We start from the raw sequence: 19,898 nt of genomic DNA, 5'->3' as shown, positions 1-19,898 counted from the left end.
GATCCCGCCGACGCGCTGCTTCGCGCTACGGTCCTTTGGGCCTGGCCGCGTCCCGCACCAGGGCATGAACGAAGCCGAGCTTCGTGACCACCGCGGGCGACAGGATGAAGGGATAGAGGTCGCGCGCGCCCATGGCGCGGTTGACGCTGTTCATGGCGAAGGTGAAGGGCAGCCATGCATTGACCAGGACCTCGACGTCCTTGGCCTGGTACGAGTTGAAGCGGATCCGCGCGGTCAGCTCGCCGTCGCGGTCGACCCGTGGCCGCACCTCCATGCCGAACTCGGAGGCCATCTCCAGAGTGTCGACGATGTGGAGATAGTGCGCCCAGGTTTCCGCGAAATCTTCCCAGGGGTGCGTCGTGGCGTAGGCCGAGACGTAGTTCTGTTGCCAGTCAGGCGGAGCGCCTTCGGCATAGTGGCGCTGCAAGGCTTGGCCGTAATCCACTGAATCCTCGCCAAATACCGCGCGGCATTGGTCGAGCTTGCCCCCATTACGGACCAGCACGTCCCAAAAATAGTGGCCGACCTCGTGGCGGAAATGCCCGAGCAAGGTCCGGTACGGCTCGCCCATCTCCAGCCTGCGCCGCTCGCGTTCGATCTCGTCGGTCTCGGTGAGCGCGATCGTGATCAGGCCGTTGTCATGGCCGGTCATGATCCTCTCGCCGCTGCTCGGATCGTCGGCGAGGAAGTTGAAGATCAGGCCGTGTTCGGGATTGTCGTGCCGCGTCTGGAGCGGCAGCTTCCAGCGGATCAACGAATAGAACAAGCGGTGCTTCGCCACCTCCAGCTCGCGCCAGCCGGCAAGCTGGGCGGAATCCGACAGGTCCGGCACGATGCCGTTATGGCGGCAGGCACGGCAATAGCCGGTGCTATCGCCCGCATCCGTCAGCCAGTTGCAGGAATCATACTCGGCGTTGCGGCACAGCATGCGTCCCTTGCCCTTGTCGGCGAGCGTGGCCCAGCCGTCCCCATCGGGCTCGAGCGCCGACATCGTCTCCTTCTCCGGCAGGAAGGCGACCCGGTGGCCGCAGCGTTCGCAGGCGCGGTTCTCGAAATAGAGGACGTTGCCGCAGGCCTGGCAGACAAAGAGCTTCAAGATTTGGCCTCTTCGGAAAGGGAGTTTTATAGCGGATCGCTCGGCGCCTCGCGAAGACGCCGCGGCGGGCCGATCGTTCCAACCCTGGGAACAAAATGCCAGCCCGGAGGTTGACTGGACGGACTTTTCCCGCCTTTCACAAGGCGCAGGACCTCCTCTCGATATTTTCCTTTGAGCAATGGCCATCACGCTCCTTCTGTGTGAGTATCAGTCCGGCACGTGCGCACCCGCATGACAACGGCCGACGCCTTGAACGATCCCCTGCCCGAGACCATCGCCGCCGAAAGGCTGCGCCAGCACCTGGAAGAGATCGCGCGCGAGCGCGACAATGCCTATCACGCGCTTCAGGAGCGCGAGGCCGAGCTCGCGCGCATCCAGCGCATCGGCAAGGTCGGCGGGCTCGAGGTCGACTTCCGCGAGGGCTTCAAGAATCGCCGCTCGCCTGAATACCTGATGATCCACGGGCTGCCGCTCGAGGCCGTCGACGAATCGCACGAGGACTGGGTTAGCCGCATCCATCCCGACGACCGCGACGCGACCGTCAAGCATTTCCTCGAGGCACTCGCCGGGACCAACGAGGATTATACGGCCGAATACCGCATCATTCGTCCGAGCGACGGCGAGACCCGCTGGATCCGTGTCGTCGCCAAGATCGAGCGCGATAGCGAGGGCCGCGCTATCCGCCTGGTCGGTGCCCATATCGACATCACCGACCAGATGGTCGCGCGCGAGACGCTGCGCGAGAGCGAGGAGCGCTTCCGGCTGATCGCCGACAGCGCGCCGGTGCCGATCTGGGTCACAAAGCTCGACCGCAAGCGCTCCTTCGCCAACCAGGCCTATGTCGACTTCCTCGGCCTGCCCTATGACCAGGCCATCGATTTCGACTGGCGCAAGGTGCTGCATCCCGACGACCTGCCGCGTGTGCTGCAACAATCGGTGCAGGGCGAAGCCTCCCTGAAGCCGTTCGTGCTGGAAGCGCGCTACAAGGACGCCAGTGGCGAATGGCGCTGGCTGCGCTCGGAATCCCAGCCGCGCTGGGATCCGACCGGCAAGCATATCGGCTTCATCGGTGTCGCCCATGACATCACCGCCGCCAAGCAGGCCGAGATCGAGCTCCGCCGGCTCAACGAGACACTCGAGGAGCGCATCATCGAGCGCACCGCCGAGCTCGAAGCCAATGAGGCGCGGCTGCGCGCGATCCTGGAAACCAGCAACCAGTATCAAGGCCTGGTCAATCTCAGGGGCGAATTGCTTTACGCCAACAAAACCGCACTCGATGACATACGCGCGGAAGCGCGGGACGTCATCGGCAAGCCACTCTGGGAGACAGCCTGGTTCACCGGCACCCAAGGCATGAGCGCGATCGTGCGCGAGGCGTTCGAGACCGTGCTCAAGGGCGAAGCCGTCAGGATGGAGATCCGCCTGCGCCTTCCCGTCGGCGAGCGCGATTTCGAGTTCGGCATGCGCCCGGTGCTCGACCGCCACGGCAGCATCACCGGCGCCGTGCCCGAAGCCGTCGACATCACCGAGCGGCGCCGCGGCGAGGAAGCGCTGCGGCAATCGCAAAAGATGGAGGCGATCGGCCAGCTCACCGGCGGCGTCGCGCACGATTTCAACAATCTCCTCACCATCATCCGCTCGGCGACCGACTTCCTGCGCCGGCGCGAGCTACCGGAGGAGCGCCGGCGTCGCTATGTCGACGCGATCTCGGACACCGTCGAGCGCGCCTCCAAGCTGACCGCGCAGCTTTTGGCCTTTGCGCGCCGGCAGCCATTGAAGCCACAGATATTCAATGTCGGCAGTCAGGTCGAGGGCGTGGCACAGCTGGTCCGGCCACTGGTCGGCGGCCGCATCGAGATCGCCGTGGAGGTGCACGATTCCGACTGCTACACCATCGCCGACATCGCCCAGTTCGAGACCGCGCTGATCAACCTCGCCATCAATGCCCGCGATGCAATGGAAGACGAGGGCCGCCTCACCATTGCGGTCCGCAAGGTTTTGGGCACCCCGAGTCTGCGCTCGCAATCGGCGCGCAGCGGTGACTATGTCGCAATCTCGGTCGCCGATACCGGCAGCGGGATCGCGCCGGAACACCTCGACTCGATCTTCGAGCCGTTCTTCACCACCAAGGAAGTCGGCAAGGGGTACCGGCCTTGGCCTCAGTCAGGCTTTTGGATTTGCAAAGCAGTCCGAGGGCGACATTGCGGTGACGAGTGCACCGGGCAAGGGCGCGACCTTCACCATCTATCTGCCGCAGGCGCAGAGCCCCGCCGCGGACAAGGAAGCCGCGGCGTTGACCCACGAAGCCGCCACGACCGGACGCGGCTATCGCGTGCTGGTGGTCGAGGACAATGACGATGTCGGCCAGTTCTCGACCGAGCTTCTGGAAGATCTCGGCTACGTCGTCCGCCGCGTCGCCAATGCCAATGCGGCGCTGGGCATCCTCGGCGAGAACGAATTCGCCGTCGACCTCGTTTTCTCCGATGTCATCATGCCCGGCATGAATGGGGTCGAGCTCGCCGGCATCATCCGCGAGCGCTATCCGGGTCTCCCGGTCGTGCTCACGAGCGGCTACAGCAACGTGCTCGCCGAAAACGCGCATCGCGGCTTCGAGCTGATCCAGAAGCCATATTCGGTGGAGTCGCTGTCGCGCATTTTGCGCAAGGCGATCTCGGAGAAGCTGTCGGTGTCGGGGTGAGAGTGAAGTTCGCGAGACGCCTCCTCAGACTTCGTCATTGCGAGCGCAGCGAAGCAATCCAGAATCGTTCGGCGGCGACAGTCTGGATTGCTTCGTCGCAAGAGCTCCTCGCAATGACGGCGCTGGCGCGCCGCCCCAACCCGACAGGCTTTTGAACGATATGAAAACCGCCCTTCTCTCTGCCTGGCAAACCTGGGCGCTGCTCTCCGCCTGCTTTGCCGCACTCACAGCGATCTTCGCCAAGGTCGGCGTCGAGAATATTAACCCGGACCTTGCGACCTTCATCCGCACCATCGTGGTGCTGCTCGCTTTCTCGATCTTATTGTTTTTCACCGGGCAGTTCGCCGCGCCATCGGCGGTCTCGTCAAAGACCTGGCTGTTCCTGGTGCTCTCGGGGCTTGCGACCGGCGCGTCTTGGCTGTGCTATTTCCGCGCGCTGAAGCTTGGACCCGCGACGCTCGTAGCGCCGATCGACAAGCTCAGCGTCGTGCTGGTTGCCATGTTCGCCTTCACGTTTCTCGGCGAGCGCCCGACCGCGCAAGGCTGGGTCGGCATCGCCATGATCGGCGCCGGCGCGGTGCTGCTGGCGGTGAAATTCTGAGGCGGAACAAAGCTGTCGCGAAATCCCCTGCCTGAGACACGCAAGTCGCCCATGGCGCCCCGAATCCGCGGGGGAAGACAGCGGCGGCGGCTTCCGCTATCGCTGCCGAATGAACCCAATCCATTCAAGGACTGACCGTGCCGCATGACGCCATCTGGGCCTGGAGCATCATCGTCGCCGCGACCGCGGGCGTCATCATCCGCCCGTTTCGCTTGCCCGAGGCGATCTGGGCCGTTATCGGTGCCGCCGCACTGGTGCTGCTCGGCTTGTTGCCGTGGCAGGATGCGCTGACGGGACTCGAGAAAGGCATCGACGTCTATCTCTTCCTGATCGGCATGATGCTGATCGCCGAGCTCGCCCGGCTCGAGGGCCTGTTCGACTATCTCGCCGCGCTCGCGGTGGAATATGCCGGCGGCTCGCCGCAGCGGCTGTTCCTGCTGATCTACCTCGTCGGCACGCTCGTGACGGTGCTGCTCTCCAACGACGCCACCGCAATCGTGCTGACGCCGGCCGTGTTCGCCGCGACCCGCGCGGCAGGCGCAAAACCGCTGCCTTATCTGTTCGTCTGCGCCTTCATCGCCAATGCCGCGAGCTTCGTGCTGCCGATCTCGAACCCCGCCAATCTCGTGGTGTTCGGCGCGCGCATGCCGCAGCTCACCGAATGGTTGCGCCTGTTCGCCCTGCCCTCGGCGGCCTCGATCCTGCTCACTTATGTCGTGCTGCGCCTGACCCAGCACCGCGCGTTGAAGGAGGAGACCATTGCGCGCAAGGTACCGCATCCAAAACTCGGTCGCGGCGGCAGGCTGACGGCGGCAGGCATCGTGGCCATCGGCGTCGTGCTGGTCACGGCCTCCGCGCTCGACAAGCCGCTCGGGCTGCCGACCTTCGTCTGCGGCGTGATCACCGCCGCGATCGTGCTCCTGTTCAACTGGCAGTCGCCCCTGCCTGTGCTGCGGGGCGTCTCCTGGAGCGTGCTACCGCTGGTCGGCGGGCTCTTCGTGATGGTGGAAGCCCTGGTGAAGACCGGCGTCATCGGACAGCTCAGCGCGCTGCTGCACGAGGCGGTCGCGCAATCAATCCCACAAGCCGCCTGGAGCGTGGGCATTGCGACGGCAGTCGCCACCAACATTGCCAATAACCTGCCGGTTGGCCTCGTCGCAGGCTCGGTTGCCGCCAGCGATCATCTGCCAGGGGCTGTCGTCAGCGCGATCCTGATCGGTGTCGATCTCGGACCCAATTTGTCGGTGACCGGCTCGCTCGCGACCATCCTCTGGCTCGTCGCGCTGCGCCGGGAAAAGATCGAGGTCGGCGCCTGGCCATTCCTGAAGCTCGGCATGCTGGTGACGCCGCCCGCCCTGATCGCGGCGCTCGCGGCCGCGATCAGGTAGCGTGCTTCTTAGTCGTTCTCGTAGCCGTAGACTTCCGGCAGGATGAAGATTGCGGCGAGCAATCCGATCAGCGGGAAGATCGCGACGAACAACGTGGCACCAGCCTGCCCGATCGCGGCGAACAGCGACGGGAACAGGAAGATCGCCAGGAACGACGGCAGTTTCACGAACATGTAGGCGAAGCCGCTCGCCGTGCCGCGATATTTCGGCTTCGCGACCATGGTCGGGATCGTCATGCAGTTCGACGCATCCCAGTAATGGCCCCACAGCATCGCGGCGGCCGCGAACGGCAGCAGCATCTTGTTGTCGGTGTAGAGCGCAAAGGCCGCGACCAGCAGCGAGGCCAGCACGATGCCGAATCCGGCGATCGCGATGCCGCGATGGCCGATCTTCGGCGTCAGCAGCGGGCCGACCCAGCCCGACACCGCGGCGAGGCAGAACAGCGCCATCGTCACCAAATTGTTGCCGAGCACGCTCGACACGCCGACCATCACGAACAGCACCGGCAGGTAGAACGCGAACGTCGAGAACTCGCTGCCTTGCGCGAAGCAGGCGATCCAGCCGTAGATCGTGGCGCGCCAGCGGATCGGATCCTTCTTGAGATCGGCGAGGAAGGCGCGGGTGCTGACCTTCGGCACCACCACATCCCGGTCCGGCAGCATCGCCAGATCATCGTTGAACATCTCGCGCGCCACCATCTTGGCCTCGCGGAAGCGTCCCTTCTGCACCAGCCAGACCGCGGTTTCCGGCACGTCGTGGCGCATGATCAGGATGATCAGCGCCGGCACCGCGCCGAGGCCGAGCGTCACCCGCCACAGCATCTCGTGCTGGATGTCGAGCAGCAGGAAGATCACGATGACGCCGATGGTGAGCACCTCGCCCACGGCGAACATGAACTGCCAGCGGTTGCCCATGACCTCGCGCTCACCCTTGGCCATGGATTCCATGATGTAGGTGTAGCCGGTCGAGATGTCGGAACCGAGGGGAACCCCAAGCAGGAAGCGGATCACGACCAGCCAGCCGACGCTGGGCACGAAGGCCTGCGCCACGGCGAGCACGATGAACATCACCATCGTCACCAGGAACATCACGCGGCGGCCGATCTTGTCGGACAGCCAGCCGCCGAGCAGCGCGCCCACCAGGGCGCCGCCCTGCGTGCCTGCCGCGGCAAGGCCCAGCATCAGCGGGTCGGGATTGTACTGCTCCTTGATGAAGATCAGCACGAAGGCGATGGAATAGAGGTCCCAGGCTTCGACCAGGATCGAGGCCATCATCAGCCAGCCGACCTTGTTGCCCTTGGGACTGTAGTTCGTAATGAGGTAGCGGACCGCGGCTTCGCTCGCGGTCGGTTGTGGCATCGCCATCGTTGACATGTTTGGTCCTCCTAAACCTTTTTACGTGCCGAGCAGCGGTTCGATGCTGCAATCCAGCAAACGCGGATCGATCCCCGTCTCCATTCCCTCGAACATCTGGTCCATGTAGTCGATCAGGGCATCGCTCGCCTTCACCGCGTCGCCGACGCGGCGATTGGCGACCGCCCTGAGAATAGCCAGATGACGATCAATCGTTCCTGACAGCTCGGCCTGCCCAGGCATGAAGCGGTGATGGATGTAGCCGATGCGGCGGTACAGCGTGTGCAGCGGCCGCAGCGTGTGCACAAGGAAAGGCTCGCCCGCCGCATCCAGGACCAGCGCGTCGATGCGGCGGTCAATGCTGTTGAATTCGTCCAGGGTCAGGCTGGAGCGGCGCTCGCGCAGGAGACGCTCGATGTGCAGTGCCTGATTGCGGTGCGAGAGGCTGGCGCGATCGGCCGCAAGGCGGATCACGAAGCGTTCCATGTCGCGGCGCAAACCCAAGAGCATGCGCTCGCGCGCCAGATCGATCGGCGCGATGTGCAGGCCATGGCGCGGGCGGATGATGATCAGCGTGTCGGCGGAGAGTCGATTGACGGCGTGATGCACCGGCGTGCGGCCGAAGCCGGTGATCTGCTGCAGTTCCAGCATGGTCATGAACTGGCCAGGCTTGAGCTCGCAGTGGACGAGCAGCTCCTCGATCTTCTGATAGGCGAGCTCGAAGAAGTTGAGTCGGTTGCGTCGGCTCGGCTTGCCCTCGCCGTCGCGGTCCGTTCTCACCACCTCAAGCGCGCGCTTGCGCCGTGCCATCACATTGTCCTCCCGGCCGCCTGCTGTCGCTTCGCAGCGCGGCGCCTTATTTGTGACACCCTTAAAACATGTTGTGATATATTACAAGCGAGCGTAAGACGTCTGCTGGCCCGCTAGCTATTGCGGCGCACAATGACAACGAGACGGGCGCAACGCGCCGGCGATGGGAGGATGTTGCGGTGAAGATCACGTCGATCGAGACCCTGCGCACCGAGGAATTTTCCAACGTCATCTGGGTCCGCGTTCACACCGATACGGGCATGATCGGTCTCGGCGAGACCTTCTATGGCGCCGGCGCAGTCGAGGCGCAGATCCACGACACCTTTGCGGGCCGCCTGCTCGGCCGCCATCCCCTGCACATCGAGGCGATCCATCGCGACATGCTGAACCTGCCGATGGCGCAGTCCTCCACCGGTGTGGAATACCGCGCTGCCTCGGCGATCGACATCGCGCTGTGGGACCTGTTCGGCAAAGTCTGCAATCAGCCGGTGCACCAGATGCTCGGCGGCCTTTGCCGCGACAAGCAGCGCATCTACAACACCTGCGCCGGCACCCAATATGTCCGCTCCACCAATATCAGCCCGGTGTCGAACTGGAATCTCGGTGCCTCCGAAGGCCCCTACGAGGATCTTGACGCCTTTATGACCCGCGCCGATGCGCTGGCCGAAAGCCTGCTGGAAAGCGGCATCTCGGCCATGAAGATCTGGCCGTTCGATCCGGCGGCGCAGGAAAACAAGGGCCTCTACATCACCGCCGCTCAGATGAAGCAGGCAATCGAGCCGTTCGAGAAGATCCGCAAAGCGGTCGGCGACAAGATGGAGATCATGGTCGAGCTCCATTCGCTCTGGAATCTGCCGACGGCAAAGCAGATCGCGCGCGCGCTCGAGCCCTACAAGCCGACCTGGTACGAAGACCCGATCCGGATGAACTCGCCGCAGGCGCTCGCCGAATATGCGCGCTCCACCGACGTCTGGGTCTGCGCCAGCGAAACGCTGGGGTCGCGCTTCCCCTACAAGGACATGCTCGACCGCGACGCCATGCACGTGGTGATGGCCGATTTGTGCTGGACCGGCGGCCTCACCGAAGGCCGCAAGATCGCCGCGATGGCCGAGACCTATCACCGGCCCTTTGCACCGCACGATTGCATCGGCCCGATCGGCTTCATCGCCGCGATCCACATGTCGTTCAGCCAGCCCAATACGCTGATCCAGGAATCGGTGCGCGCCTTCTACAAGGGCTGGTACAATGAGCTCGTCACCACGATGCCTGTGATCAAGGACGGCTATGTCTTCCCGATGGAAGGCCCCGGCCTTGGCGTCGATCTGCTGCCCGCGGTGTTCGATCGTAGCGATCTCACCGTGCGCCGCTCCAACTCTTAAGGATTCTTGAGATGAGCACTGCCCTCTTTGATCTTTCCGGCCGCACCGCGCTCGTGACCGGCTCCTCCCGCGGGCTTGGCCGCGCCATCGCCGAGGGCATGGCCAAGGCCGGTGCGAAACTGATCATCAACGGCGTCGATCCCAAGCGGGTCGAGCAGGCCGTGGCCGAATTTCGCGCTGCCGGGCATCAGGCCGAAGGCGCCGCCTTCAACGTGACTGACGAGCCAGCCATCCTCGCCGCCTTCGAAAACTTCGACAAGACCGGACTTGCAATCGACATCGTCGTCAACAATGCCGGCATCCAGCACCGCAAGCCGCTGGTGGAGTTCACCACCGACGAGTGGCGCAAGGTGATCGAGACCAATCTCACCAGTGCCTTCGTGATCGGCCGCGAGGCGGCCAAGCGCATGATCCCGCGCAAGCGCGGCAAGATCATCAATATCGGCTCGCTCGGCAGCGAGCTGGCGCGTCCTACCATCGCGCCCTACACCGCGGCCAAGGGCGGCATCAAGAATCTCACCCGCTCGATGGCGGTGGAATGGGCCCAGCACGGCATCCAGGCCAACGCGATCGGCCCCGGCTACATGCTGACCGACATGAACGAGGCGCTCGTCAACAACACCGACTTCAACAATTGGTTGATGGGCCGCATTCCGTCAAAGCGCTGGGGCAGGCCGGACGAGCTGGTGGGCGCCGCGATCTTTCTCGCGTCGGACGCTTCCACCTACGTCAACGGCCAGATCATCTATGTCGATGGCGGCATGATCGCCGCGATGTGATCGCGAAACTCCGAGGGAACGAGCCCATGCGCGCCGTCGTCATCCACGCACCGAAAGACCTGCGGATCGACAGCTACCCCGATCCGGCGCCAGGCCCTGGCGAGGTCCGCGTCAAGATTGCCAATGGCGGTATCTGCGGCTCCGACCTGCATTACTATCATCACGGCGGCTTTGGCGTCGTGCGCATCCAGCAGCCGATGGCGCTCGGCCATGAAATCGCCGGCGTGGTCGAAGCGGTGGGGGACGGCGTCACCAACGTGAAGGCCGGCACACGCGTCGCGGTCAATCCGAGCAAGCCGTGCGGCCAGTGCCTGCATTGCCGGGAGGGCATGCGCAACCAGTGCCTCGACATGCGCTTCCTCGGCAGCGCGATGCGCTTTCCCCATGTACAGGGTGGCTTTCGCGAATTTCTGACGATCGATGCCACGCAGGCCGTGCCGATCGCGGACAAGCTGTCGCTGGCGGAAGCAGCTGTCGCCGAGCCGCTCGCGGTCTGCCTGCATGCCGGAAAGCAGGCTGGCCCCCTGCTCGGCAAGCGCGTCCTGATCACCGGCTGCGGCCCGATCGGCGCGCTGATGATCCTGGTCTCCCGCTTCGGCGGCGCCGCCGAGATCGTGGTGACCGATGTCGCCGACGCACCGCTGGCGGTTGCGCGGAAGCTCGGGGCCACTCACGCCATCAATGTCGGGAGCGTTGCCGCTGCACTCGATCCCTGGCGCACCGGCAAGGGCGTGTTCGACACCCTGTTTGAAGCCTCCGGCAACCAGGCCGCGCTGCGGACCGCGCTCGACGTGCTGCGGCCCGGTGCAACGCTGGTGCAGCTCGGTCTCGGCGGCGAGATGACGCTGCCGATCAATTCCATCGTCGCCAAGGAGCTGCAGCTCCGCGGCACCTTCCGCTTCGATCCCGAGTTCGAGCTCGCCGTGCGGCTGATGGGCGAAGGCCTGATCGACGTCAAGCCGCTGATCACGGCGACCATGCCGTTCGAGCACGCGGTCGCCGCCTTCGAGCTCGCCAGCGACCGCGCGCAATCGATGAAAGTGCAGCTGACGTTCTGACGCTGGTCGAAGCCTCAGGTTAATCGATCTCGGCGAGGCCTGATGCTCAGGCGAGATAGCGCGTGAGATAGCCGTCCATGGCGTAGAGCGCGCAGAGTGCGAGGCTCGACCACACCGCGGCGGTGAAATACAGGAACATCCAGGTCAGCTCGCCCCTCCAGTGCGCGATGTCGTGGGTCACGACCCACCGCGTCGAGACGTCGTGCAGCCCCTCGAGGAAGCCGAGGAAGGTGTTGCCCTCGGCATGGCCAGCCCGCCAGCGGCTCAGATACATCGGCACGTCGACGGTGACGAGGAAGGCGAGGAAGCAGGCGATGCCGATGATGCCGGCAATCAGCGCCCAGCGCACCGGTCCCTGGAATTCCGGCATCAGCCGGCACAGCGCGATTCCTGCGATGAAGAACGTCACCGCCCACAGCGAGTTCTCGACCGCGTTGTAAAGAAAATTGGTGGTCACCACCGCGTACCAGGAGAAGCACTCCGCGATGATGATGATGGGTACGATCACCCATGCGATGTTCACGACGGTATCGGCGCCCGTCATCGTGCCGAGCTGGTGCAGGATGATCGCCCATTGCGCGACGAAGCACAGCTCGGCCACAGTCGCGACCGAACGGCCGACGAACACGCTGGAGAGCCAGGTGTCGAACAGGCAGATGCGCTGCACATCGGCGCGCGGCAGGAACGAACGGAAGGCGCAGCCGAACACATAGCCTGCACAAAGCAGCAGCATCAGCCCGATGCTGGAGCCGCCGCCGAGGCTGCTTGCGGGTGTCGGATAAAACTCGCGGTACAGCATGAACCAGACGACGATGTTGGCGGTACTGACCAGCGTCAGGGACCCCCACCACCACGCCAGGGGATTTGACCGCGCCTGCCACCGCAACATCGAGCCGCTCCGCTGTAATGAACCTGACATCCTGTGGTAATAATACTGTCACAAGATGGCTTGCAATCACTACAAAAATCCGCGCGTCCGATCGCTCCGATGCCGTATTTTGTCAACAGTCGGAACGGATTCGCGCCCGCGGAAGGAAGCGATTGCCTGAGGCGCGGACGGAAGCGGATCCTGGCGGTCAGCGGCGCTCGCGACGATAGCCGCCGGAGCGGATCAGATCGTCACGTTCCTCCACGTAATCCCGGTATTCGGTGATCGCGCGATTGGCCATCCTAATCCGGTTCGTCTGGCCCTGGTCGACCATCACCGTGACCCGCTGGGCCAGGAACACGCAGGCTTCGAATTCGTCGCGGATGACCCCTGTGCGAGCGAGAAAGTCCCACGCGATCTCGTAGGCCTGTTCAGCAGCGGGATTGCGATAGTCGCTGAAGATAATGTGCGCCATCTGTATCAAACCGAAACGAACGGCCGCGTTCCTGTCGGTCTTTTTGCCCACGAGCAGCAGAGCTGGATACGCAGGACCACCGGTCGCGCCTGGCGCGCCGGTGGTTCTGGCCTCGACGCGAGCCTGTCAGGCCGCCTGGCGCTGGTGTGAGAGGTATTCCATAGTCACCTTCTCGACATTGGAGTCGATCCAGCTCGCCATGCGCTGCTCTTCCTTCAGCGACGTCTCCAGCGGTCCCTTGGCCTCCGCTATGCCGGCGGCGGTGCAGAGCGCAAGCAGAGACTTATAGGCGGCAATCTCGAAATTCTCGAACGCGTTGTTGGCGAACGTGTTCTTGAGAATCTCGTCGCCGGCCGTCGCGTGCGCCATCGCCTGAACGTTGGCCATCATCGATTGTGCGGTGTCCTTCAGACTGGACGTGCTCTCGCCGCACGCCTCCAGGCACTTTTCCAATCGCTTCAGCTGCTCGTTGGTCTCCTGAAGGTGGGCCGTGAGCTTCGCCTTGACTTCCGGATATTCGTCCAGCCGCTCCGACTGTCGTTCCATCAGCTCTCGCGCCTGAATTTCCATCGCATGCGCGTTGCGTAGTCCAACCACGAACGTATCGCGGGCTTCGTTAGCCATTTCCTGGTCCTCCATCTGGCTGGCTTCGTGGCCGCCAACCCGCGATGGTTGCGGATGGTTCCTATGCTGATTGCGCCGAGATCGCGAGCTGTTCCGGCCTTCGGACCTTGAGCTAACCTGCGATAGCAGACGACAAAACAGCGCTCCGCCTTAGGAACGTCCGCGACGGAATCGTCGTTTTCCGCGTGCCTCACGGCAACTCTGGGACTTCGACCGTACGGCCACCCTACGGAGTGATGCTGCTGCAGAAGAAGATCTGGCGCATCGGGATCATCGAGATCGGGTGTATCGGGCTGAACGCAGATGACACAAATTCCCCTCTCTTCCGCCGCCGAAGCGGAACATCCCAAATTCGATCTCGATCGCAACGACAATACGAGGCAGATCGTGGCCGACGTGGCCTACCGGCAGCTTGCGATCGTCAACGTGATCTTTGTTGGATTGGAGAGCGCCGGCGACGGCAATTGGGTTTTGGTGGACGCCGGCATTCCCGGCTCGGCGCAGGCGATACGCTCGGCAGCGAGCGCACGGTTCGGCGGACAAGGCCGGCCGGCATGCATTGTCATGACCCATGCTCATTTCGACCATGTGGGCGCGCTGGAGACGCTAGCGCGCGAGTGGGACGTGCCGGTCTATGCGCACGCGGCCGAGCATCCCTATCTCGACGGCAGCCAGTCCTATCCGCCGGCGGATCCGAGCGTCGGCGGCGGGTTGCTCGCCCGGCTGTCTCCGCTGTTTCCCACCAAGCCGGTCAACGTTGCATCGCGGCTCTATGACCTTCCCTCGGATCATAGCGTGCCATTCATGCAGGATTGGCGATGGACCCCCGGCCACACGCCAGGACACGTCTCGCTCTGGCGCGAACGCGACCGCGTGTTGATCGCGGGTGATGCCTTCATCACAACGCGGCAGGAGTCGGTTTACGCCGCCGTGACGCAAACCCCTGAGATGCATGGGCCGCCCATGTATTTCACACCGGATTGGGTCAGTGCCAAAGCATCGGTGCGCGAGCTTGCCGCACTTGGTCCCGAGATTGTCGTGACCGGCCATGGTGCGGCAATGCAAGGTGCGGAGATGAGAGCCGCGCTCGATTCTCTCGCCTTGCGATTCGATGAAGTTGCGGTCCCCGAGAGTCAACAGCGCTGACGCGCACGCGGAGCGCGCGCCCAATTCCGCGGGGCCGCAGCCGCGGAACCCGGAACGCGCAATCGTGAGTTGGGATGCCGGGCTCTCCCCGCTAAAAGAGACCGGGGCGCATCAGAGCATTTCGCAGGGCACGTGCCGGCTATTGTCATCTCATCGCACATCACGCGGCGGACCCTCGCTCGGGCGGCGCTTGTTCCCTTCGCAATCGCGCTCCCCCCGGCCGCGCCGCGCCTCGGCGGATTCCGATATGATCCAGCAGATGCGCGACATCGTCGCCACCGAGCTCGCACCCACGGCGACCCCTGATCATCCGGGCGGCTTGGCGGCTGCCCTCTACGCCGGCCGCCATGTCGAATTCTTCAGCTATGGCTTCGCGGACGAGACCAGCAAACGCCCGGTAACAGCCGACACGCTGTTCAACCTCGCGTCCTTGCGAAAACCTTTCGAGGCGACGCTGGTGGCGCTCGGCGCGCTCCGCGGCGAGTTGCGGCTCGACGATCCCCTGCCGAAATATCTTCCGGAGCTCCACGGCAACACCATCCGCCACGTCACGGTCGGCGAGCTCGTCACGCACACGTCGGGACTGTTGCTGCCGACCGATCACCCGCCCTGGCCGAACGAATCCTTCACGCGCGCGCAATTCATCGACATGCTCAACGGCTGGACACCGCCCGCAGGCGTCGCGCCCGGCAAGCAGCGCATCTACTCGCATGCCGGCTACGTGCTGATTCAACTCGTGCTCGAAGGCTGCTACCGCGCGCCGATCCGCGAGCTGATCGAGAGCCGCATTCTCAAGCCGCTCGGAATGCAGGCGACGTTCGTTCCGGAACGTGGACCGGACAACCGCGCCGTCATGGACGGGACCTGGATGCAGCGCGTGGTGCAAGGCTATTCGACCAGGGCGCCGCGCTCGGTCCAGCCGGCGATCAGCAGAGCTATTTCGATCTTCCCGGCACCGGGCAGATGTTCTCGTCGGCGCGGGACATCGCGACATTCGCGGCCGCATGCGTCGACGGCCGATCGGCCGACCCGAATCTGCGCGAGGCACTGCGGATGACCCAGCATGAGGCCTTCCGGGTCGACGAGAAATTCGGGCAAGGCATGGCCTGGGAGACGGTGCATCTTCCCGAGGTCACCGTCGTCGACAAGCCGGGCGGCCTCAACAATGCCTCCGGCTATATCGGCCTGGTGCCATCACGGCGGATCGGCATCGTGCTGCTGGCCAATCGCGGCGAATATCCGCACGAGATCGCCCGCTACAAGATCCTGCCCGCGCTGGCTCAGCTGGTGGCCGCGCATGGCGGCTGAACCTCAAAGCCGAAGGGTGGGCTGAGCGGGGGCTTTCCACGCCGGGATGGTGACCAACGTCTGGGATGGCCGATCAACGGACGTTGCGCGCTTCAGACGGAGCGCGTCAGTCCGCCGTCGACGCGGATGTTCTGGCCGGTGATGTAGGCCGCCCCGTCGGAGGCCAGGAACGAGACCGTCGCCGCGATCTCCTCGACCTTGCCGTAGCGTTTCATCGGCACGCTGTCGCGACGCGCATCGGTCTGCGGCAGGCTGTCGATCCAACCCGGCAGCACGTTGTTCATCCGGACGTTGTCCGCGGCACAGGTGTCGGTGAATATCTTCGTGAACGCAGCCAGGCCTGCGCGGAACACCGCCGAGGTCGGAAACATCGCGCTCGGCTCGAACGCCCACGCGGTCGAGATGTTGATGATGGCGCCCGCCCTCTGAGCCTGCATCGCCGGCGTCACGAGCCGCGTCGGACGGATCACGTTGAGAAGATATGTGTCCAGGCCAGTATGCCACTGGTCGTCGGTGATCTCCGTGATCGCCGCGCGCGGCCCGTGGCCGGCGCTGTTGACGAGCACATCGATGCGCCCCCATTTGGCCATCGTACCGTCGACGAGGCGCTTGAGATCGTCGCTCGACTGGTTCGAGCCGGTGAGGCCGAGCCCACCGAGTTCGGCCGCAAGCGCTTCGCCCTTGCCGGAGGATGACAGGATCGCCACGCAAAAGCCGTCAGCTGCAAGCCGACGCGCAGCCCCCGCTCCCATGCCGCTGCCACCCGCGGTGACGAGTGCTACTTTTTGTACTGCCATGGCCGATCATCCCTTTTGACACCGTTGAGGCGAGCCAGCAGTCCGCCTGTCATGGGAGCCTTCTACAGCCGGACTTGCCGGCAGGTCCATCGCCGAAGGTATCATCATGGGGCCGCGAGCCTGTCGCGACCACGTCCTGTTAGGACTCAGCTAGCCCGACTGGAATTATTGTAATCTGTTTCACATAGCCGCGGCCGCCCAGCGTGTAGGGGTGAGGATCCCTGCTTTGCGGGGCCGGCTCGAAGACCCTTTTGCTCGATGTCTTTTTTTCGCCAATCGCTATTTTCATTGAAGTGAGGATTTCATGACCGAAGCCAGAACCAGGGTCCGCCCTCCTCGGCACACTGCAGGCGATCTGGCGCGCCCCGCGCTCGCGACGGCGCTGCTGCTTGCCGTCTGGCGGCGTTCGGGCTGCACACGCTGTTGATCTTGGGTCCCGCGATGCGCGAGAGCGCTGAGGCGGAGCTGGCACGGGTCATTGCGGACGAGGATCGTGATGTCTGCGGACAGTTCGGCTTGCGCCCGGATACCAAACCATTTGAGGCCTGCAGCCGCGAGCTAGCGACGGTCAGGCGCAAGCAGTCCGACCGCGACCACGCCGCCGCGGCAGGAATTCTCTAACAAAGCACGCCGCTCAATAGCAACGCATGACGTTGACGGTGTGCTCGCCGCCGCCGCGGCCAGGCACCGTCACGGACTCCGTCGGACAGCTCGGCACATAGGGCCGGTCGGAGGGCACGACATTCGGCGGGAAGCGGTGAGCCCAGTCCCAGGGAACGTCATAGGTGTAGGTGTAGCGCACCTCGTTGGAGACCGGCTGCCCGGCATTGGCGAAAGGATCGCTGTAGGTCGCGCCGTCGTAGACGAAACCGCCGCCACCGGGCCAGTAAACCCAAGGATTATTGAAGCCATTGTTGCGGCCGCGGAACCGCGCTCCCGGCGCGATCGGCGGACGTGCTGCGGCCGGTGGCGCGGCAGCGGCCACGACGCCATGCGGGGCACCACCGGGTCTTGCAAAACTGTCGCTGGAAGCAAGGAGCAGCGCGGCTGCGCTGAGCGAGGCGAGCAACGCCCCATATGGTCTGGACATCATGATACGCACCAACTCGTTTGGCTTCGCGATACTGCTCCCCATTGCACGCTAGGCCGGCCCATCGCCCGCCCGCAAATGTATAATTAATTATTGGTTAAGGCACAGGCTTAACAGGGCGCGGGGCTGGGGCGCGTCAGCGGCCCTGCTGTTTCCGGAGCCAATCCAGCATGTCCTGCGCATTGCCCGTGCCCTGTGACACGATCGCGGTATTGCCGCCGCTGCGGCGATAGACGGTGGTGCGGCCGGGCTCCCTGTCGACCTTGACCTCGGCCTGCGCCGGATCGCCGCTTTGTGTGATGATGGCCGTTCCGTTTTCGTCCTGGACCACGGTGGTGTGGCCGTCGCCGGCCTCCCCGGCCCCGGCCGGTGTCATCGCAATCGCGGTCATGAGGCCCATTCCGGATGCGAGCAGGAGGAATTTCATCTCATACCTCATTGTCTTGATCATCGTGCGAACTGGAATATGGCATCATCGTGCGAACTGAAATATGGCCAACCAGTTGAAGCGTCCCAACTGGCTGACGGCTCCCGTGTTCATGTCACCGACCTGAAGCAGCAACGCGTTCGTCGAGTTGCCGACCTGGGTGATATCCGCAATGTTGCTCACCCCTGACTGGCCGATCAACGCATTGGTGGTGCCGCCGACCTGAATGACATCGACATAGTTGCGCGTCCCATTCTGCACAATGGTCGCATCGACGGTGCCCGTACCGATCTCGATCACCCGGGCGATATTGTTGCTGCTATTCTCGACGATCGTGATCGGCTGCGGATTATTGCCGAACTCCACCACGGTCTCGATGCTCACGTTCGCGTTGGTCTGGGAGTGCGCGAATCCGTCAATAGGCGGCCTTGGCCTGGATCCCGCGGATGCCTCTGACGCAACGCTGATGGCGGCCGACAACGTCACCAGTGCCAAGAGCCCGCTACTATATCTCATCGCCTTGCCCCATCAACACTTCACACCCGACGACGGCGAGGTCGCGTCTCTCACGGACTTTTCTGGATCACCGTCGATGAGTTCACCGCGCCGAATTGCGCGATGGTCCCCGTGTTCATCGTGCCGAGCTGGGACACGAGGCTCGTCGCCGACTGGCCGGTCTGGCCGACGAAGGCAATATTGTTCACGCCCGCCTGCCCGACCGAGGCCGAATTCGTTCCGCCGAATTGCAGGATTCCGGTGGCGTTGTTGGTGCCGTTCTGGACGACCGTCGCGCTGGTGCTGCCGCCGATCATGAACACGCCTGCGGCATTGAGCTGGCTGTTCTGGTTCAGCACGACGGGCGGGCCGCCGATCGACACGATGGTTTTGATATCGGCGGTCTGTGCATCCGCCGATCCGGCGCCTGCACAACCGAGCGCGAGAAGCGCAACGCAGGCGAGCCCTGGAATATGTTTCATGACATGCCTCGCCGGGATTACGGAGCTTGCTGGAGAATCGTCGAGCCGTTCAGGATTCCGAGCTGGGCGACGCCAGCCGCGTTGTTCGCGCCGATCTGCCCGATCAAGCTCGTGTTGGAGCCGCCGGCTTGTCCGGTCAGCGCCGTGTTGGTCGCGGTCGCCGTGGTGCCGCCCTGCCCGGTCACCGAATTGTTGACGGTGGCGAGCGAGCCCATCTGCAGCGTCGTCGCGGTGTTGGTTGCACCGAACTGCAACGTCGTGGCGCTGTTGCTGGTCCCGCCGCTCTGGGAGATGAAGGAGTTGTTGGTTGCGCCGAATTGCAACACGCTGGCCGAGTTGCCGGCCTGGGCATCGACAGCGGTCATCAAGCTGATTGCGACGGCTGTCGCGACAATAAATTTGGTTCTCATGTCATTTTCCTCCGCGAAAGCCGGCGAGCGACGCCTCATTGGGTCGACCGGCCCGATTGCGGTGCTTTCGAGAATGGCCCGGACGCGCCGCGCTGTGGCGCGCCCGGCCAAACGGGGCTGGTTCAGTGCGCCGTCTGCGAGACGGTGCTGGAGTTGACGCCGAAGGCGCTGATCTGCGCGATGCCGGCGGCATTGTTCTGGAGGGCAGCAGGCCCGAACGAATTCTGGGTGACGGAGCTGCCGTTGTTGCCGAAGGCCACCTGGCCAGTGCTCGACGAGTTCTGGATGCCGATCTGGTTCACCGTGCTGGCGTTGTTGAGCGAGGGCGAGCTTGCGCCCTGCATCGTGGTCTGACCGTTCAGGAGGCCGACCTGCGTGGTGGACGAGCTGTCATTGGTGAGCCCGTTCTGCGTGGTGCTCGAACCATTGACGATGCCGAGCTGTACCGTGGTCGAGGTGTTGGCGGCCTGAGCCGCGGAAGACAGAGCGAACACGGCAACGGAAGCGAGGAGAAATTTGCGCATGGAGTAATCCCTTTCTGTTCAAGTGATCTGACCAAGTTAAAGATGCCGGTCTTGGAGGAGGTCGACATCGTGGGATCACTCTGAACCGATC

22 protein-coding genes and 1 pseudogene are annotated in these 19,898 nt (G+C 64.0%); 10 read left to right on the top strand and 13 right to left on the bottom strand.

Features of this window, described 5'->3' with window-relative positions; genetic code table 11:
* Positions 1–25: 25 nt before the first annotated feature.
* The gene (locus AB8Z38_RS03765; protein ID WP_369723192.1) at positions 26–1,096 is read right to left on the bottom strand and encodes a putative zinc-binding metallopeptidase; all 1,071 of its coding nucleotides are present in this window, start codon (positions 1,094–1,096) and stop codon (positions 26–28) included.
* A 231-nt stretch (positions 1,097–1,327) separates the two neighbouring features.
* On the opposite strand from AB8Z38_RS03765, the gene AB8Z38_RS03760 reads away from it, so the two are divergent.
* The 4 genes from AB8Z38_RS03760 to AB8Z38_RS03745 all read left to right on the top strand — a co-directional run bounded on the left by AB8Z38_RS03760 (position 1,328) and on the right by AB8Z38_RS03745 (position 5,783).
* A complete protein-coding gene (locus AB8Z38_RS03760; RefSeq protein WP_369723191.1) occupies positions 1,328–3,451 on the top strand; it encodes a PAS domain S-box protein in 2,124 nt (707 codons plus the stop codon).
* A complete protein-coding gene (locus tag AB8Z38_RS03755; RefSeq protein ID WP_369723190.1) occupies positions 3,390–3,794 on the top strand; it encodes a response regulator in 405 nt (134 codons plus the stop codon). The genes AB8Z38_RS03760 and AB8Z38_RS03755 overlap by 62 nt, the downstream gene beginning before the upstream one ends.
* A 160-nt stretch (positions 3,795–3,954) precedes the next feature.
* A complete protein-coding gene (locus tag AB8Z38_RS03750; protein ID WP_369723189.1) occupies positions 3,955–4,395 on the top strand; it encodes an EamA family transporter in 441 nt (146 codons plus the stop codon).
* Positions 4,396–4,532: 137 nt separating this feature from the next.
* The gene (locus AB8Z38_RS03745) at positions 4,533–5,783 is read left to right on the top strand and encodes an arsenic transporter (protein ID WP_369723188.1); all 1,251 of its coding nucleotides are present in this window, start codon (positions 4,533–4,535) and stop codon (positions 5,781–5,783) included.
* Positions 5,784–5,791: 8 nt separating this feature from the next.
* Here AB8Z38_RS03745 and AB8Z38_RS03740 read toward each other — a convergent pair whose 3' ends face one another.
* Positions 5,792–7,156, bottom strand: a complete 1,365-nt coding sequence (locus AB8Z38_RS03740; RefSeq protein ID WP_369723187.1) for an MFS transporter — start codon at positions 7,154–7,156, stop codon at positions 5,792–5,794.
* Positions 7,157–7,177: 21 nt separating this feature from the next.
* Positions 7,178–7,945, bottom strand: coding sequence for a GntR family transcriptional regulator (locus tag AB8Z38_RS03735; RefSeq protein WP_369723186.1), 768 nt, complete (start codon positions 7,943–7,945; stop codon positions 7,178–7,180).
* A gap of 179 nt (positions 7,946–8,124) precedes the next feature.
* On the opposite strand from AB8Z38_RS03735, the gene AB8Z38_RS03730 reads away from it, so the two are divergent.
* The 3 genes from AB8Z38_RS03730 to AB8Z38_RS03720 are packed head-to-tail and all read left to right on the top strand — an operon-like array spanning position 8,125 to position 11,161.
* Positions 8,125–9,324 carry a mandelate racemase/muconate lactonizing enzyme family protein gene (locus AB8Z38_RS03730; protein ID WP_369723185.1) on the top strand — a complete coding sequence of 400 codons (1,200 nt, stop codon included), beginning with the start codon at positions 8,125–8,127 and terminating at the stop codon, positions 9,322–9,324.
* 11 nt (positions 9,325–9,335) lie between these two features.
* On the top strand, positions 9,336–10,103 hold the full coding sequence (locus AB8Z38_RS03725; protein ID WP_369723184.1) for an SDR family oxidoreductase: 768 nt from the start codon (positions 9,336–9,338) through the stop codon (positions 10,101–10,103).
* A gap of 26 nt (positions 10,104–10,129) precedes the next feature.
* Positions 10,130–11,161: an L-idonate 5-dehydrogenase gene (locus tag AB8Z38_RS03720; protein ID WP_369723183.1), complete on the top strand. Its 1,032-nt coding sequence runs from the start codon at positions 10,130–10,132 to the stop codon at positions 11,159–11,161.
* 46 nt (positions 11,162–11,207) lie between these two features.
* On the opposite strand, the gene AB8Z38_RS03715 is transcribed toward AB8Z38_RS03720, so the two are convergent.
* From AB8Z38_RS03715 to AB8Z38_RS03705, 3 genes are all read right to left on the bottom strand, one after another.
* The gene (locus tag AB8Z38_RS03715) at positions 11,208–12,050 is read right to left on the bottom strand and encodes a hypothetical protein (protein WP_369723182.1); all 843 of its coding nucleotides are present in this window, start codon (positions 12,048–12,050) and stop codon (positions 11,208–11,210) included.
* A gap of 187 nt (positions 12,051–12,237) precedes the next feature.
* Entirely contained in the window at positions 12,238–12,555 is a 318-nt protein-coding gene (locus tag AB8Z38_RS03710; RefSeq protein ID WP_369723181.1) for a hypothetical protein, read from the bottom strand.
* Positions 12,556–12,630: 75 nt separating this feature from the next.
* Positions 12,631–13,128, bottom strand: coding sequence for a ferritin-like domain-containing protein (locus AB8Z38_RS03705; protein WP_369723180.1), 498 nt, complete (start codon positions 13,126–13,128; stop codon positions 12,631–12,633).
* 303 nt (positions 13,129–13,431) lie between these two features.
* Here AB8Z38_RS03705 and AB8Z38_RS03700 point away from each other — a divergent pair, with 303 nt between their 5' ends.
* The 3 genes and pseudogenes from AB8Z38_RS03700 to AB8Z38_RS03690 all read left to right on the top strand — a co-directional run bounded on the left by AB8Z38_RS03700 (position 13,432) and on the right by AB8Z38_RS03690 (position 15,582).
* Positions 13,432–14,274, top strand: coding sequence for an MBL fold metallo-hydrolase (locus AB8Z38_RS03700; RefSeq protein ID WP_369723179.1), 843 nt, complete (start codon positions 13,432–13,434; stop codon positions 14,272–14,274).
* Positions 14,240–15,079, top strand: a pseudogene (locus AB8Z38_RS03695) (serine hydrolase); the annotation flags it as partial. The gene AB8Z38_RS03700 and the pseudogene AB8Z38_RS03695, both read left to right, overlap by 35 nt.
* Positions 15,022–15,582 (top strand): serine hydrolase, encoded by a 561-nt coding sequence (locus AB8Z38_RS03690; protein ID WP_369726734.1) that lies wholly within the window; start codon positions 15,022–15,024, stop codon positions 15,580–15,582. The pseudogene AB8Z38_RS03695 and the gene AB8Z38_RS03690, both read left to right, overlap by 58 nt.
* A 92-nt stretch (positions 15,583–15,674) precedes the next feature.
* Here the strand turns inward: AB8Z38_RS03690 and AB8Z38_RS03685 are convergent, their stop codons facing one another.
* From AB8Z38_RS03685 to AB8Z38_RS03655, 7 genes are all read right to left on the bottom strand, one after another.
* Positions 15,675–16,379, bottom strand: coding sequence for an SDR family oxidoreductase (locus AB8Z38_RS03685; protein ID WP_369723178.1), 705 nt, complete (start codon positions 16,377–16,379; stop codon positions 15,675–15,677).
* A gap of 634 nt (positions 16,380–17,013) precedes the next feature.
* Positions 17,014–17,472, bottom strand: a complete 459-nt coding sequence (locus AB8Z38_RS03680; protein ID WP_369723177.1) for a hypothetical protein — start codon at positions 17,470–17,472, stop codon at positions 17,014–17,016.
* Between the two features lie 133 nt (positions 17,473–17,605).
* Positions 17,606–17,896 carry a hypothetical protein gene (locus tag AB8Z38_RS03675; RefSeq protein ID WP_369723176.1) on the bottom strand — a complete coding sequence of 97 codons (291 nt, stop codon included), beginning with the start codon at positions 17,894–17,896 and terminating at the stop codon, positions 17,606–17,608.
* Between the two features lie 45 nt (positions 17,897–17,941).
* A complete protein-coding gene (locus AB8Z38_RS03670) occupies positions 17,942–18,280 on the bottom strand; it encodes a curlin (RefSeq protein ID WP_369723175.1) in 339 nt (112 codons plus the stop codon).
* A gap of 182 nt (positions 18,281–18,462) precedes the next feature.
* Positions 18,463–18,873 carry a curlin gene (locus AB8Z38_RS03665; RefSeq protein ID WP_369723174.1) on the bottom strand — a complete coding sequence of 137 codons (411 nt, stop codon included), beginning with the start codon at positions 18,871–18,873 and terminating at the stop codon, positions 18,463–18,465.
* A 17-nt stretch (positions 18,874–18,890) separates the two neighbouring features.
* A complete protein-coding gene (locus AB8Z38_RS03660) occupies positions 18,891–19,283 on the bottom strand; it encodes a curlin (RefSeq protein ID WP_369723173.1) in 393 nt (130 codons plus the stop codon).
* A gap of 122 nt (positions 19,284–19,405) precedes the next feature.
* Positions 19,406–19,807: a curlin subunit CsgB gene (locus AB8Z38_RS03655; RefSeq protein ID WP_369723172.1), complete on the bottom strand. Its 402-nt coding sequence runs from the start codon at positions 19,805–19,807 to the stop codon at positions 19,406–19,408.
* Positions 19,808–19,898: the final 91 nt, after the last annotated feature.

It is taken from the genome of Bradyrhizobium sp. LLZ17, from assembly GCF_041200145.1.
Taxonomy (GTDB): domain Bacteria; phylum Pseudomonadota; class Alphaproteobacteria; order Rhizobiales; family Xanthobacteraceae; genus Bradyrhizobium.
Note: the sequence above shows the minus strand (reverse complement) of the source record. Positions and strands in the feature narration are given on the sequence as shown.

Bases quoted from the DNA above. Each gene is read 5' to 3' on its own strand.
- AB8Z38_RS03760 (WP_369723191.1), top strand. From the start codon at position 1,328: ATGACAACGGCCGACGCCTTGAACGATCCCCTGCCCGAGACCATCGCC.
- AB8Z38_RS03660 (WP_369723173.1), bottom strand. From the start codon at position 19,283: ATGAGAACCAAATTTATTGTCGCGACAGCCGTCGCAATCAGCTTGATG.
- AB8Z38_RS03705 (WP_369723180.1), bottom strand. From the start codon at position 13,128: ATGGCTAACGAAGCCCGCGATACGTTCGTGGTTGGACTACGCAACGCG.
- AB8Z38_RS03675 (WP_369723176.1), bottom strand. From the start codon at position 17,896: ATGAAATTCCTCCTGCTCGCATCCGGAATGGGCCTCATGACCGCGATT.
- AB8Z38_RS03715 (WP_369723182.1), bottom strand. From the start codon at position 12,050: ATGTTGCGGTGGCAGGCGCGGTCAAATCCCCTGGCGTGGTGGTGGGGG.
- AB8Z38_RS03750 (WP_369723189.1), top strand. From the start codon at position 3,955: ATGAAAACCGCCCTTCTCTCTGCCTGGCAAACCTGGGCGCTGCTCTCC.
- AB8Z38_RS03735 (WP_369723186.1), bottom strand. From the start codon at position 7,945: ATGGCACGGCGCAAGCGCGCGCTTGAGGTGGTGAGAACGGACCGCGAC.
- AB8Z38_RS03700 (WP_369723179.1), top strand. From the start codon at position 13,432: ATGACACAAATTCCCCTCTCTTCCGCCGCCGAAGCGGAACATCCCAAA.
- AB8Z38_RS03665 (WP_369723174.1), bottom strand. From the start codon at position 18,873: ATGAAACATATTCCAGGGCTCGCCTGCGTTGCGCTTCTCGCGCTCGGT.
- AB8Z38_RS03655 (WP_369723172.1), bottom strand. From the start codon at position 19,807: ATGCGCAAATTTCTCCTCGCTTCCGTTGCCGTGTTCGCTCTGTCTTCC.
- AB8Z38_RS03725 (WP_369723184.1), top strand. From the start codon at position 9,336: ATGAGCACTGCCCTCTTTGATCTTTCCGGCCGCACCGCGCTCGTGACC.
- AB8Z38_RS03680 (WP_369723177.1), bottom strand. From the start codon at position 17,472: ATGATGTCCAGACCATATGGGGCGTTGCTCGCCTCGCTCAGCGCAGCC.
- AB8Z38_RS03720 (WP_369723183.1), top strand. From the start codon at position 10,130: ATGCGCGCCGTCGTCATCCACGCACCGAAAGACCTGCGGATCGACAGC.
- AB8Z38_RS03740 (WP_369723187.1), bottom strand. From the start codon at position 7,156: ATGTCAACGATGGCGATGCCACAACCGACCGCGAGCGAAGCCGCGGTC.
- AB8Z38_RS03685 (WP_369723178.1), bottom strand. From the start codon at position 16,379: ATGGCAGTACAAAAAGTAGCACTCGTCACCGCGGGTGGCAGCGGCATG.